11 protein-coding genes are annotated in these 13,059 nt (G+C 53.8%); 6 read left to right on the top strand and 5 right to left on the bottom strand.

From position 1 onward, the window contains the following. Window positions 1-14: 14 nt before the first annotated feature. From EA58_RS19630 to EA58_RS19620, 3 genes are read right to left on the bottom strand one after another with little or no spacing between them, the layout of a single operon-like run. Window positions 15-1,043: an ion channel gene (locus EA58_RS19630; protein ID WP_036756904.1), complete on the bottom strand. Its 1,029-nt coding sequence runs from the start codon at window positions 1,041-1,043 to the stop codon at window positions 15-17. 37 nt (window positions 1,044-1,080) lie between these two features. Beyond that, on the bottom strand, window positions 1,081-1,770 hold the full coding sequence (locus tag EA58_RS19625; protein ID WP_036756901.1) for a PspA/IM30 family protein: 690 nt from the start codon (window positions 1,768-1,770) through the stop codon (window positions 1,081-1,083). After that, on the bottom strand, window positions 1,767-2,165 hold the full coding sequence (locus tag EA58_RS19620; RefSeq protein WP_235199658.1) for a DUF2170 family protein: 399 nt from the start codon (window positions 2,163-2,165) through the stop codon (window positions 1,767-1,769). Before EA58_RS19620 ends, EA58_RS19625 begins: the two co-directional genes overlap by 4 nt. A 343-nt stretch (window positions 2,166-2,508) precedes the next feature. Between EA58_RS19620 and EA58_RS19615 the strand changes: the two genes are divergently transcribed. Further along, window positions 2,509-3,531 carry a hypothetical protein gene (locus tag EA58_RS19615; RefSeq protein ID WP_036756893.1) on the top strand — a complete coding sequence of 341 codons (1,023 nt, stop codon included), beginning with the start codon at window positions 2,509-2,511 and terminating at the stop codon, window positions 3,529-3,531. Between the two features lie 40 nt (window positions 3,532-3,571). Here EA58_RS19615 and EA58_RS19610 read toward each other — a convergent pair whose 3' ends face one another. Continuing rightward, on the bottom strand, window positions 3,572-4,381 hold the full coding sequence (locus tag EA58_RS19610; protein ID WP_036756890.1) for a DUF1194 domain-containing protein: 810 nt from the start codon (window positions 4,379-4,381) through the stop codon (window positions 3,572-3,574). Between the two features lie 252 nt (window positions 4,382-4,633). After that, complete coding sequence (locus EA58_RS19605) at window positions 4,634-5,545, bottom strand: LysR substrate-binding domain-containing protein (protein WP_036756889.1); 912 nt, start codon at window positions 5,543-5,545, stop codon at window positions 4,634-4,636. A 90-nt stretch (window positions 5,546-5,635) separates the two neighbouring features. Here EA58_RS19605 and EA58_RS19600 point away from each other — a divergent pair, with 90 nt between their 5' ends. From EA58_RS19600 to EA58_RS19575, 5 genes are all read left to right on the top strand, one after another. After that, window positions 5,636-6,577: a DMT family transporter gene (locus EA58_RS19600; RefSeq protein WP_036756888.1), complete on the top strand. Its 942-nt coding sequence runs from the start codon at window positions 5,636-5,638 to the stop codon at window positions 6,575-6,577. 314 nt (window positions 6,578-6,891) lie between these two features. Then, window positions 6,892-9,609, top strand: coding sequence for a nitrate reductase (locus EA58_RS19595; RefSeq protein WP_081819769.1), 2,718 nt, complete (start codon window positions 6,892-6,894; stop codon window positions 9,607-9,609). After that, the gene (gene cobA / locus EA58_RS19590; RefSeq protein ID WP_051642259.1) at window positions 9,606-10,490 is read left to right on the top strand and encodes a uroporphyrinogen-III C-methyltransferase; all 885 of its coding nucleotides are present in this window, start codon (window positions 9,606-9,608) and stop codon (window positions 10,488-10,490) included. The genes EA58_RS19595 and cobA overlap by 4 nt, the downstream gene beginning before the upstream one ends. A 96-nt stretch (window positions 10,491-10,586) precedes the next feature. Then, window positions 10,587-11,162: an ANTAR domain-containing response regulator gene (locus EA58_RS19585; protein ID WP_036757095.1), complete on the top strand. Its 576-nt coding sequence runs from the start codon at window positions 10,587-10,589 to the stop codon at window positions 11,160-11,162. Window positions 11,163-11,684: 522 nt separating this feature from the next. Further along, window positions 11,685-13,028 (top strand): CmpA/NrtA family ABC transporter substrate-binding protein, encoded by a 1,344-nt coding sequence (locus EA58_RS19575; protein WP_412177952.1) that lies wholly within the window; start codon window positions 11,685-11,687, stop codon window positions 13,026-13,028. Window positions 13,029-13,059: the final 31 nt, after the last annotated feature.

Below are 13,059 nucleotides of genomic sequence, written 5' to 3'. Positions count from 1 at the left end.
TGCTCCTTATCCGATTAAACAGGCCAGTTGAAATGGTCGACCCGCTCATCGGCGATGTAGAAAATATTAGTGCCGGGTGTGACGTCCAGATTCAGGGATGGATTCAGTTCAATCCCCTGACCCCGGTCAATGGCAATCAGCGTGGCGTCGTGTGCTTCCTTAAACTGGGTGAACAGTTTACTGATTGACGTGGGTGCCATGCTTTCAGGAAAACGCACAGCGTACTGTGTCATGCCATGATGTGTGCTGAGCAGTTCGTGATGTAAGCCGCTGGAACCGGGATCCACGGCCGCTTTTGCCAGCATTTCGACCGCGACGGAAGGAATGCACTCGGCATTCGGACAGTGACTTTTCAGCAGAGCACTGAGGGCTTCATCGTTGAAGTAGGCCAGCAGGTGAGCATCTGGGTTGCGGCTGGCACAATACAGCGCTGCCGCCAGGGTGACGTCATCTTCTGCGTTATCAATGATGATACAGCTGGCTTTGCTGACGCCGGCTTTGTCCATACTCTGGGTGTCGGTAAAACTGGTCACCCGGACAAAGTCGATCTCACCCGGAAGCGGGTTTTCCATTTCAGGACGAACACAGAGCACGATGTGGCGGCGAGTGCGTTCTTCGTGCTGCAACATCTGGATCAGGTGCAGGGTGCGCTGGTTGTTCCAGCCGAGTACCAGAATATGGTTCTCCACGTTGATTCTCCGTTTGCCGAGCAGGCCGCTCTTCCAGTAACTGATAAACATTGTGGCCAGGCGACCAATGCCGATGGCAAATAAACTCAGACCGCCCGGAATCACAAACAGGGCGACAATCCACTGACCCGCAGCAGATTCCGGTGAATAGTCACCATAGCCGACAGTCGATGCAGTGACGACCAGATAATAAATGAAGCGGCTGAGCGAGTGTGTGAGCGCTTGCTCTCCAGCCAGTTCAAGCAATATCCAGCTTGCCCCGATGTAGATCAGCAGCGTAATGAGCAGATTTCGGCCAGTGAGTTGGTTGAATTGTTGATGGGCCCAACGGCGGACCCACAACCAGATTGACATGCATTTCTCCTCAATCCTTTGGGGGAGTTATACTCCCTTATTGGCGACCGAGAATGCGTGCCAGTTCATCTTCAGCTGAACCTTGTCCGCCGCTTTTGAGACCCGCGTCGGCAAGTTTTTTGTCCAGTGCAGAACCGGATTGTTCTGCGGCCATTTCTGCAGCCGCTTCCAGCTGTGCCGCTTTTTCTGTCTGACGCTGCTTAATGCGCTCCAGAGAAGAAACTGCGGTGTGCATTTTGGTGTTTGCACCAACCTGGCTTGCAGAAACTGCCGACTGTGCTTTCTGGACAGATTCGGTTGCTTTCACCACATCAACCTGTTGTTCCAGCTGACGCAGTTTGTCTTTCGCTTGTGCGATGTTTGAGCGCAGAGACTGCTCAGAACGCGCGAACTGATCCAGGTAGGTCTGCTCTGCTTGCTGTTCGTTGCGCAGGCTTGCGACTTTCTGGGCACATTCCAGCGCCAGATCCTGCTGTCCTTTATCCATTGCACTGCGGGCATGAGCTTCATACTCAGTAATACCCAGGTTAAAGCTATCTACTTTCTGTTGAGACAGCTTGCGCTTTGCGACAATGCCAACCAGGGCTTCGTCGGAGCGACGCAGTTCAGTTTTGGCTTCACGGATTTCCTGATCCAGGATTCGCAAGGCTTGATTATCGACAACCGCTTCAGCGGCTTCGTTGGCACCACCTTTAATTGCGGTAAATAGTTTTTTCCAGACACTCATGCAGTTTGCTCCTTGAAGTAATCCTGATACAGATCGATAAAGGCTTCTACGTTGCGGAATAGTGTCGCAACTTCAATGACAACACTTTCTGCTTTGGACTGGGAAGACAGTGAGCCAAAAGCAATGTAGTAATCGTTACCATTGATATTGTTGAGGCCAATGGTGGATAGCGGGAACATCTTATGAGTTCGCAGGATTTCAGCGTTCAGCGCATCTGTATCTTTGACCTGAGCAGCATCGAACAGCACGACTTCGACCAGAATCTGTTCGCCGGAGACTGCCAGAAAGGCTTCGATGTTGTCTTCGTTGCGGATCAGCAGAGCCTGACCCTGTAATTCGACTTGCCAGCCGTCATGTTCAGACAGCAGGGGAGCCAGATCGGAAAGTTGCCACATAGTCAGCATCCTTAGGTTAAGTAATAAGAAACCTTGTGACTCAGTCACACAAAGGCTTTCGACTGATATCACCCGATGAAGTTCCAGGTGAGCTGATAAAGTCACCAGGTTATTTTGGATGATAAAAATCTTACCGTTAATTAAGTCGGTAAGGCGACAGATTATGCCTTTGTACACATAAACAAAAGTCGTTTTTTTCGAGGTAAAGTGTTGTTTTGTGACATGTAGCTTAACTTTGGGGCCAAGTGAGCCCAATTCGACAATTTCTCACGCCCAAAAGTCGTCTCAATGGCATAACGCTATACTTAGCAGGTTCCCATGGTCTGCCTGCTGAGTAACCGCTATGACCAAGAAAAACTTGCTGTTGCGGTTCATCTTACCGCTGATGATTGCCATGATTCTGGGTGCTGTTGTGCTCAATTATTATACCTATCACACCCGGCCTGCTGAGCTTCATCTGACCAGCATTGAGCTGGCACCGTTTTCTGATGATAAATCTGTTTTACTGAAGCCTGAACTGATTGCCATGAGCCAGAAAGAGTACGATGCCCTGATTGCCATGAGCCAGAAAGAGTACGATGCCCTGATTGCAGAGCGCTCTGATGGTGGAGATGAAACTCTGGGTGGTGAATGTCAGCGCTGGACTTCTCAGCTGCCTGCCTGGCTGTTGTGTGGTGATCCCGGCTATCTGCAACATACGGATTTGACGGAGCGTTTTATACCCCCGTCAAAGCTGTCAGTCTCTGGTCTGCTGAAGGCAAATCCAATGCGAAATGCGCTCTATATTTACCGGATTTCCCGTGACCTGCAGGCTGAAGGCAGCCTGATCTCTCAACTGGATGTTTATACCCATGATGACGGTGTTGCCCATTATTATCGTTATGATGAGAAGGGCACGTTAATGAATCAGCCGTTAAGTGATCTGCCTCAACCTGTGGTGTATGTCGAGGATGTCATTAATACCGGTTTGCAGCCGACATTGCGGTTTACTTTTTCTAACCGGGGCGCTAGGGAAGCAAGGCTGAATGCTTTGCGAAGTGAACGGGTGTTCGTAGTGACGGCACCCTCACAGCATGATTATCAGGGAGAGCATTTGCCTTCCCGTTTGGCGATGCCTGCCAATGGATTTAATCTGGGACCGGACGAAGATGAGACGGTCTCACTGACCGAACCGGTGACTTTAGGCAGTCAGCAGGATAAAGCTGTTGAAGTACCGCTGAATATTCTGGATCTAGGAACCGGGACTTCTCCCGGGTATTTACTGGTGCGGTTTTATCTTGATTATTCTGATGGCAGCAAAAATCAGTCGATGCTGCTGGGCAGCTTTTTGTTCTCCGACCATGTTCATTTGGTTCTGGGGGAGTGAATGAAAATGAGCCCTGTCGGAACAGGGCTCTTGCGGATGTTCAGGCAATGGCTGCCTGAGCTGTCGTCTGGGTTGGATTCCGGCGGCGGCGAATGAGTCCCAGGCCCAGCATGCCCATGCCTAGTAAGGCCATTGACGTGGGTTCAGGCATATCCGTGACTTCACGGCCGAACTTCTGGATTAGCGCATCCTGAAATTCAGAGCCAAAGCTGCTGGCCTCCAGATAGAAACCCAATGGTGTATCGGAAGGGTTGATCCCCACCAGTGCTTCCAGGAAGGTTTGATCAACACCGCCAACCCCCAAAGCATTAATTGTCACGCCGAGGTCACGTGCGGCGTCTGCTGCGTTGAGTGCTGCTGTTGTGGCTGAACCGCCACTGTTGGAAGATGTCGGAACGCCATCGGTTGAAATATCAATGACAAATTTATAGTCCTGCATCGCCAGTGAAAATGCAGCGACAGCATCCTGTATGGCATCTTCCGTATTGGTGGAGCCACCGGCATAGGACGCACCGGTAGACAGGTTGCTTGCGAAGGTCGCTGCGGCTGAATCACTATCGAGCAGCGTCCAGTCAACAACCTGAACGGCCGAGCCTGAGAAGGTCCAGGCGCTGACATAGACCTGATCATAGGGGCTGGGCACAATGAAGTTATTGTAGAAGCCTGCTGAGTTTAAAATGTTGGTGTAGGCACTGATCTGATTACTGAAATCCGGAGCGCCGATACTACCTGAACCGTCGATTAATAATGCCAGTTCCAGCACATCCGCATTGGCTTGCATGCTGGTGCCCAGCGCGGCTGTCAGCGCAACCGGTAACAGGGCTTTCTTGATTGAAATTGAAAATGACATACTGCTACTCCTCACGTACGACTCAATCGGGGGTCAGGCACGGAAAAGCAAAATGGATGCCATTGTTTTAAGTGGTTCATTTCCTTCAATAATCTGGCTCGGCTGATGTGTGTTAAACTGATGCGTTGAAGTGGCGTGTAAAATAAACCGACACAAATTGAGCCCTGATGCGATTGGGGGCCGGATCGTGTAAAAAAAGCTGACGATATTATTTTCGTGCCAGTTTTCAGGACAGACGCCATGTCGGTCTTGTTATCGCTCGTGTGAACACTCTTGCTGCTGAAATTCACTGCGAAGCCAGACACGCAGGGACAGGACACTTTCCTGCGTCAGTTTCTCTTTGGCACAGACGAAATGATAAGCCTGATTTGGGTTTAAAACGGCGGGGCCAACTTCATGCAGCAAACCTTGCCGGATGTCATCTCTGACAAAGAGTTTGTGTGTCACCAGTACGCCCAGTCCCCGTAATGTGGCCTGTACCGCATGTGCCGAGGTGGTAAAGCACAGATTGCGCTGCCGGGAAGGCACTTTCAGGTGATTGGCGTCGCACCAGATTTGCCAGTCGTCCCGGCGTCTGGGGTTGGTCACAAAGATGGGCGAAAAGCGAGACAGGATGTCGCCGGGTGCCAGATCTTGCTTTTCGTTGAGCAGTGCAGGGGCGCACACCAGAATCAGCTCGTCATCGCCTAATTTTTCGCAGTGATAGCCTTTCCAGTCATCCGGCCGGCCGTGAATGAGTGCGACGTCAACCCCTTCTCTTTCCAGATCAAAGACATGGGTTAAGGTCGAGATTCGGATATCAATATGAGGCGCCTTGGCCTGAAATTCGGGAACGCGCGGGATCCACCAGTGCAGGGCCAGCGAATTCACCATATTCAGGGTCAGCCTGTGTTGGTGCTGTTGTTGTAAGGATTCACCGGCCGCCACAATCTGTTCCAGAGCGGGGGCGACCTGACGGTAATACTGGCGACCGTTTCGGTTCAGCTCGACCCGGCGTCCGACGCGCTGAAATAACGGCAGACCCAGTTGGGTTTCCAGCGACTTAATCGCCTGGCTGACTGCGGAATGACTGACGCTCAGCACTTCTGCGGCGTCCGTCATGCTGCCGGTCTCGGCAACGGCGACAAATGCATAAATGGATTTCAGGGGAACGAGCTTTCTCATTGGTCAGTTTTTCTAACAGGTTTGGTTAATATTATTCGCTTTTTTCTCAATTGTAACCTCGCTAGACTCCTCACCAGCTAAGGAGTCCCGATGACCAAAGAAACAAACACCGATTTACGTCCTCTCTTTTTGATGCTGGCTTCCACCTTCAGCCTGTCGGTGAATGGGCTGCTTTCCAAACTGCTGAGTGACCATTTCAGCATTGAAATGCTGAGCCTGCTGCGCTTTGCACTGCCCGCTGTGTTGTTTCTCTGGCTGATGTCACTGACGCAGTGGGCCGTGCCCGACAGCAAAAAACTCTGGCAGTCTCTCGCCATTCGCGGCTTTTGTGTTGCGGGGGCACAGCTTTGTTTCCTGTTTGCAATCAGCCACTTGAGCCTTGTAGAAACTGTTGTCCTTTTCAGTACAGGTCCGCTCTTTATTCCTGTATTAGAAAAACTGTTATTTCAGACCCGGATTCCGCCCATGACCCTCCTGAATCTGATCATCACTTTTCTTGGGGTGATTTTGATGGCGGGTCAGGCTGGTGGGTTTACCCTGCGACCTGAACTTCTGGTCGGGGTTGCGGCTGGCGTGTTCAATGCCGGTTCGCAGGTGAGTTTGTACCGGGTCAGCAAAGGCACGATGTCGGCATTCGGTCTGAATGGCTGGTGTTTCACGCTGGCAAGCCTGATGCTACTGCCGCTTGTGTTGTTCACTCATGACAATTCGATGCTGGCGGCAAGCTGGCAGCAGTTCACGGATATACAGTCGATGGTGTTACCCGCGTTGCTGTTACTGACGGTGTGCATCGTCAATACCCAGGTGTTCCGGGTGAAAGCCTATCGGCTGGTGGCCTCCGGCTCGGTGCTGGCACCGCTGATTTTCACCAACCTGATCTTCTCCCTGATCTGGCAGGTCACTTTCTTCGAGCAAAGTCTGGTGTGGAACAAAGTGCTGGGGATCAGCCTGATTGTGCTGGCGACGCTGATGAATACCTTCGGCCCGGTCTGGTTGAAGCAGCGGGAAATGCGGCTGAATCAACACGGCTAACACGGATAGCCTCACGATGACGATGAGAATGACGCCATGATGATTTCACCAAGGCTGTGCAGGAATGCACCGGAACAGGTCTTTTCAGGATGAGTCTTATTGGGGTTTCCGGAGGCGGTCTTGACTTAATCTGATGATTTTAAATGAATAAAACGATTGGCGAGAATTTGGCACACATCATGCAACGATGATCCCGTACACGACATTCAACACTTGATACTTTGGTTTTAGGCATTGCTGCCACGTCCTTTCCCGGGGACGTGGCTTTTTTTATGCCTGCATTTTGCGGTGGCAGCACCGTGAAGGAGAAGCGTATGAGCAACACGGCCGATCTGAGTTCAGGATGCCGGCAGCAGGCGGGCATTCAGTCGGCCTGCCCTTATTGCGGGGTAGGGTGTGGCGTGAGGGTTCAGCACCGATATCAGTCGGGCAATTTAAAAACAACAACAGACGTGGTGGGTGATCCGTCTCACCCGGCTAATTTAGGGGATTTGTGCGTCAAAGGGGCGGCCTTGAAAGAAAGCCTGAGCATCCCGAAGCGTCTGCTGTATCCCCGTGTACACGGGCAGGAAGTGAGCTGGGCACAGGCCACGGGTGTGATTGCTGAAAAGTTAAAGCAGACGGTGGCTGAGCACGGACCGGACAGTGTCGCGATGTACGTTTCCGGCCAGTTGCTGACCGAAGATTATTATGTTGCCAACAAGCTGATGAAAGGCTTCATCGGGACGGCGAATCTCGATACCAATTCCCGTTTGTGCATGTCTTCGGCGGTGGCAGCGCACAACCGCGCGTTTGGTGAAGATCTGGTCCCCGTGCATTACGAGGATATCGGTAAAGCGGGACTGATTGTGATCGTCGGCGCCAACACGGCGTGGACCCACCCGGTGCTGTTCCGCCGGATTCAGCAGGCCAGAGCAGCTAACCCTGATGTTCGGCTGGTGGTGATTGACCCCAGACGCACAACGACGGCAGAACAGGCCGATTTGCATCTGCCGGTTGCGAATGATGGCGACGTATTGCTGTTTCACAGCCTGCTGCGTCACCTGATGGATCATCAGGCGCTGGATCAGACTTTTATCAATGCGTACTGTCAGGGGTTTGAAGCACTGGCTCAGGAAGTCCGCCATGAAAAATACCGGCTCATGGCCTGTGCCGACGCGCTGGACCTGAACCGGGAGTCGCTCCACACCTTTTTTACCTGGTTTCAAGAAACCCCGGAGACCCTGACGCTGTTTTGTCAGGGGATTAATCAGTCGGCCAACGGGACAGACAAAGCCAACGCGATTATCAACTGCCATCTGGCAACCGGTCGGATTGGCAAGCCCGGTGCCGGGCCGTTTTCGCTGACCGGACAGCCGAACGCCATGGGAGGCCGGGAGGTGGGCGGACTGGCAAATCAGCTGGCCGTTCACCGGGGCTTTGATGCGGATTCCGTGCGGGAAGTTGGTGAGTTCTGGCAGGCGCCGAAGATGGCAACTCAGCCGGGTCTGAAAGCCGTCGATCTCTTTGATGCCATGTATGACGGCAAGATCAAGTTTGTCTGGGTGATTGCCACCAATCCTGTGGTGTCTCTGCCGGACAGCTGCAAAGTTGCAGAAGCCTTATCCCGGTGTGGCTGCGTGGTGGTCTCGGATATTTCGCCGGATGCGGATACCGCGGCCTTTGCCGACGTGCTGTTACCGGCTGCCGGCTGGGGCGAAAAAGACGGCATGGTGACGAACTCTGAACGCATGATGTCTCGGCAGCGGGCGTTTTTGCCGCCACCGGGCGAGGCCAAAGCCGACTGGCGGGCGATTTGCGAGGTGGCGCAGGTCATGGGTTTTCACGGTTTTGACTTTGCCAGCGTGGCAGATGTGTATCGGGAATATGCTGCACTGAGTGGGATTAACCGTGATGCGCCTTATCTGTTTGATATTTCTGAACTGGCATCGATGTCAGACGAAGATTATGCCAACTGGCAGCCGCAGCGCTGGCCGCTGGGAAGATCCTCGCATCTGTTCAGTGACGGCCGGTTTCCCACCGCCCGTGGCCGGGCCAATTTTGTGCTTCCGGCATCGGCTGAGGAAGCAGGGGATGAATCGTCAGAACACTGGTGGCTGAATACCGGACGCCAGCGCGACCAGTGGCACACCATGACCCGGACCGGCCATATTGCCCGGCTGGCTGAAAGTGAAACAGAACCCACGGTTTACATGCACCCGTTATCAGCCCGAAAGCACCAGCTGGAAGCCGGGCAACTGGTCTGTCTGAAGCACGCAGAACAAACGCTGCTGGCGAAGCTGGCACTGGATGAGGGTCTGTCGGCGAAGCAGCTGTTTATGTCGATGCACTGGGCTGGGCCGTTTGGCTTTGCCAGCCGGGTCAATCAGATGGTGGCGGCTGTGGTTGATCCGGTTTCCGGTCAGCCTGCGTTTAAGTCAGCCGCCGTTTCTGTCTCGGCTGCCGACGTCGCCAGTTACGGGGTGTGGTTCGGCGATCAGCCGCCGCCGTTTGATACCGATTTTCTCAGTTTTCAGACCGGCGCCCCGGTTCATCTGTGGCGGTTTGCCTGCAAGGCACCGCTTTCGAAAGCGCATCTCGGTGATCATTCAGAAACAATGCTGATCCTGGATGACATCGGGACGGGCGCAAGTCGCTGGGCGGGACTGCGGATGCAAGGCGACAAACTGAAGGCTTTATGTCTGGTTGGTGAGCAGCCACTGTCGTTCGATCCTCAGCCTTATGCCGCGTTGTTTGACGAGGCCTTTTCGATACAGGCGTTTTTGACGCTGACGTTACAGGGACAGACACCCTCCAAACTGGTGTGCAGTTGTTTCAGAGTGTCGGATCGCCAAATTCTCAAAACCATTGAACAGGATGGTATCACCAGTCTGAGTGGCTTACAGGCACAACTCAAATGCGGCACCAACTGCGGGTCTTGTCTGGGGGAAGTGCAGTCTCTGCTGAAGCAACAAGAGGCAGACCTACCCGGGCCGACGGCAGGTGCATTGCCGGTCAGGGCGTCATCCGTGACAGAAGGAGAGCAGGTATGAGCATGGAAAGTACAGCAACAGAGAGCAAAACACTCGTCACCCAGAGACATGGCACTGTCAGGGCGATTCAGCCGGTCAGCCCCCGGTTCTCTGCGCCCGGCCAGCCAGCCGTCAGTCTGGTCGGCGCCGGTCCCGGCGATCCGGAGCTGCTGACCCTGAAAGCGCTGAAAGCGATTCAGCAGGCAGAAGTGCTGGTCTATGACCGTCTGGTCAGTGACGCCATTCTGGCGATGGCGAATCCGGAGGCTGAGCTGATTTACGTGGGCAAGCGTTGCGGACAGCCCAGCATGAAGCAGGAAGCGATCAATCAGCTCTTGATCGACAAAGCTGAGACGGGGCGGTATGTCGTCCGCTTAAAAGGCGGCGATCCGCTGATTTTTGGCCGGGGTGGTGAAGAGGGACTGGCGCTGGCCGAAAAAGCAATTTCCTTTGAATTCGTGCCCGGCATTACCGCCGCAATTGGCTGTGCGGCGTCAACATCGATTCCGCTGACTCATCGGGAAATGTCCCGCTCGGTCACCCTAGTGACCGGTCATGTGGTCTCCGGCGCATTACCTGCCTGGGCGCAGCTGATCGGGGCCGGGCAGACCATTGTTTTTTACATGGGGCTGGAACAGGCCCGGGAAATTCAGAGCGGTCTGACGCTGGGTGGTTTGCACAAAGACACACCGCTGGCTGTGGTCATCAAAGGGTGTACGCCGGATGAGCAGGTGCATGTATCGTCATTGGGCAATCTCACCAAACTGGGGCAGATACTGAAGGGACAGTCGCCAGCCTTGTTGATCATCGGGGATGTCGTTGCACTGCGTGCAACCTTAAATCAGGCACTTATGGACGACAGTGAGACGGAAACTAACCCGAAAGGGGTATTTTTCGGCTGATTTTGACCAAGTGGCTGATTGCTTGCTTCTTTAATCACTGAACGGTGTGTTGAATCGTCGTGTACAGGGAAGTCGGTGACCAAGGTGAAGCCAGACATGAAAAAGATCGTGGTGTGCAGTGACTGCACCCGGGAGCAGGCCAGACTGACGGGAAAGCTGGCCGGTACTTATGATGACGTGACTGGCTGCGGCTTCAGTCGGCTGACCGAGCTGGTGAGTCAGGCGCAAAGCGCTGTGTTGGTGAAAAGCAGTGTTCTGGTGATTAGCTGGGCCAGAGCGGATGCCGAATTGCGGCACATGGTCTCGCAGGCCGGTTGTCTGGGCTGGCCGCTGGTGGTGATGATCCGTCAACTGGAACCTCAGGATATACAGCGGCTACCCGGACCCAATGGTTATGTCCTTCTGCCCGGTGACTCGGCAACGGCGCTGAGTGTCTGGGTAGAGCGGGCATGGCAGGTCCGGCAGGCGCAGTGTCAGCTCAAAAAAGAGCTGGTGACCCTGAGCCGGCGGCTGGAAGAGCGGCGGTTGATTGAGCAGGCTAAAGGGCTGCTGATGAAATTGCACGGGCTGGATGAATCTGAGGCTTACAAACTGCTTCGCAATGCGGCGATGCAGCAGAGCCTGAGTCTGGGACAGATTGCGAAGAACCTGATGATCAGTCTGAATCGTTAGTCGATTGCGGCGACTCAGTGTGACGGCCACGGGTTCAGAATTGCGTCTGATTGTTCCTGTCGCAATCTCAGTTTCCTCAGTCATCCCGGTTTTCCCAGTTATCCCTGCTTCTTCTGTTATTCCCGCTTCTTCTGTCATCCCCGCGAAGGCGGGGATCCAGTGACTTTAGAGAAATAATGCGCGGAAGATGAGGGAACAGAATAAATCTGGTCGGTTGCTCTCATCACGTGCTCAGTGGATTCCCGCCTGCGCGGGAATGACGATAATTGACTGATTTAAATTGAGAATTTATCGATTTCTCATCGAGGGGTTTGTGTCGGAAAGTCAGGCCAAGCTGGGAGCCAGTGACTTTAGTGGCAGAACTGCGCGGGACTGGCATCATCATGCAGGCCAGCCAACAGACAAATTGAATGAACCAAGCAACGCTGCTTTCCCCACCGGGGAGCGGCGTTTTTTTGTTTTGAACGAATTGATTTTCACAGTGATGGAAGAGGTTGAAGGATGAAAAGCGTGAAACGATGGATGATTACTGGTGTTGTCAGCGTCAGTTTGCTGTCGCTGCCGGTATTGGCCAACGTCGGGCCACCGGAAAAAGATGAACTGAAATTTGGCTTTATTAAGCTGACGGACATGGCACCGCTGGCGGTGGCTTATGAAAATTTCTTTTTTGAAGACGAAGGACTGTACGTCACGCTGGAAGCACAGGCGAACTGGAAAGTGCTGCTGGACCGGGTGATCGACGGTGAACTGGACGGCGCCCATATGCTGGCCGGCCAGCCGATTGGCGCCACCATTGGGATCGGCACCAAGGCCGATGTGGTGACCGCGTTCAGTATGGATCTCAACGGCAATGCGATCACGGTGGCCAATCATGTCTGGGAAGCCATGAAACCACAGGTGGCGAAAACAGCCGACGGAAAGCCTCAGCATCCGGTGAAGGCGGATCTGCTCAAGCCTGTGATTGCGTCTTATCAGGCGGCAGGCAAACCCTTCAATATGGGCATGGTTTTCCCGGTGTCGACTCACAATTACGAGCTGCGTTACTGGCTGGCCGCCGGGGGCATTCATCCCGGCTATTACGATCCCAGCCATGGTGACAACAGCGGCCAGCAACAGGCGGATGTGCTGCTGAGTGTGACACCACCGCCGCAAATGCCCGCCACCCTCGAAGCGGCAACCATACAGGGTTACAGCGTGGGTGAACCGTGGAATCAGCAGGCCGTTTTCAAAGGGATTGGTGTGCCTGTGATTACCGATTACGACATCTGGCGGAACAACCCCGAGAAAGTTTTCGGAGTCAGTCAGGTCTGGGCCGATGCCTATCCCAACACCCATATTCGGGTTGTGAAAGCGCTGATCCGTGCGGCGCACTGGCTGGATGAAGAAAACAATGCCAACCGTGAGGCTGCCGTGAAGATGCTGGCCCGCAGCCAGTATGTCGGCGCGGATGCCAAGGTGATCGCCAACAGCATGACCGGCACCTTTGAGTACGAAAAAGGGGACAAACGCCCGGCGCCGGACTTCAATGTGTTCTTCCGCTACAACGCCACTTATCCCTACTACAGTGATGCGGTCTGGACACTGACGCAGATGCGCCGCTGGGGGCAGATCCCCGAAGCCAAACCGGACGACTGGTATCTCGCGATTGCGAAGCAGGTTTATCGTCCGGAGATCTACCGGCAGGCTGCCGAAGCTCTCATTGCCGAAGGCAAAATGAAAGCCGCTGATTTTCCTGATTTTGACAAGGAAGACGGTTTCCGGCCACCCCAGAATGGATTCATCGATCAGATCACTTTTGATGGCTACCAGCCCAATGCGTATCTCAATCAGTTCGCGATTGGTCTGAAAGGCAACGAAAAACTTTGAGGAGAATGGCTGATGGCTTCAATTCTTTCGC

This window comes from Photobacterium galatheae (assembly GCF_000695255.1).
Classification (GTDB): domain Bacteria; phylum Pseudomonadota; class Gammaproteobacteria; order Enterobacterales; family Vibrionaceae; genus Photobacterium; species Photobacterium galatheae.
This window is presented reverse-complemented; position numbering and strand designations above follow the sequence as displayed.

Excerpts from the sequence above, each read along its gene's own strand:
- EA58_RS19620 (WP_235199658.1), bottom strand. The coding sequence starts at position 2,165 with ATGTGGCAACTTTCCGATCTGGCTCCCCTGCTGTCTGAACATGACGGC.
- cobA (WP_051642259.1), top strand. The coding sequence starts at position 9,606 with ATGAGCATGGAAAGTACAGCAACAGAGAGCAAAACACTCGTCACCCAG.
- EA58_RS19610 (WP_036756890.1), bottom strand. The coding sequence starts at position 4,381 with ATGTCATTTTCAATTTCAATCAAGAAAGCCCTGTTACCGGTTGCGCTG.
- EA58_RS19585 (WP_036757095.1), top strand. The coding sequence starts at position 10,587 with ATGAAAAAGATCGTGGTGTGCAGTGACTGCACCCGGGAGCAGGCCAGA.
- EA58_RS19615 (WP_036756893.1), top strand. The coding sequence starts at position 2,509 with ATGACCAAGAAAAACTTGCTGTTGCGGTTCATCTTACCGCTGATGATT.
- EA58_RS19605 (WP_036756889.1), bottom strand. The coding sequence starts at position 5,545 with ATGAGAAAGCTCGTTCCCCTGAAATCCATTTATGCATTTGTCGCCGTT.
- EA58_RS19630 (WP_036756904.1), bottom strand. The coding sequence starts at position 1,043 with ATGTCAATCTGGTTGTGGGTCCGCCGTTGGGCCCATCAACAATTCAAC.
- EA58_RS19595 (WP_081819769.1), top strand. The coding sequence starts at position 6,892 with ATGAGCAACACGGCCGATCTGAGTTCAGGATGCCGGCAGCAGGCGGGC.
- EA58_RS19625 (WP_036756901.1), bottom strand. The coding sequence starts at position 1,770 with ATGAGTGTCTGGAAAAAACTATTTACCGCAATTAAAGGTGGTGCCAAC.
- EA58_RS19600 (WP_036756888.1), top strand. The coding sequence starts at position 5,636 with ATGACCAAAGAAACAAACACCGATTTACGTCCTCTCTTTTTGATGCTG.
- EA58_RS19575 (WP_412177952.1), top strand. The coding sequence starts at position 11,685 with ATGATTACTGGTGTTGTCAGCGTCAGTTTGCTGTCGCTGCCGGTATTG.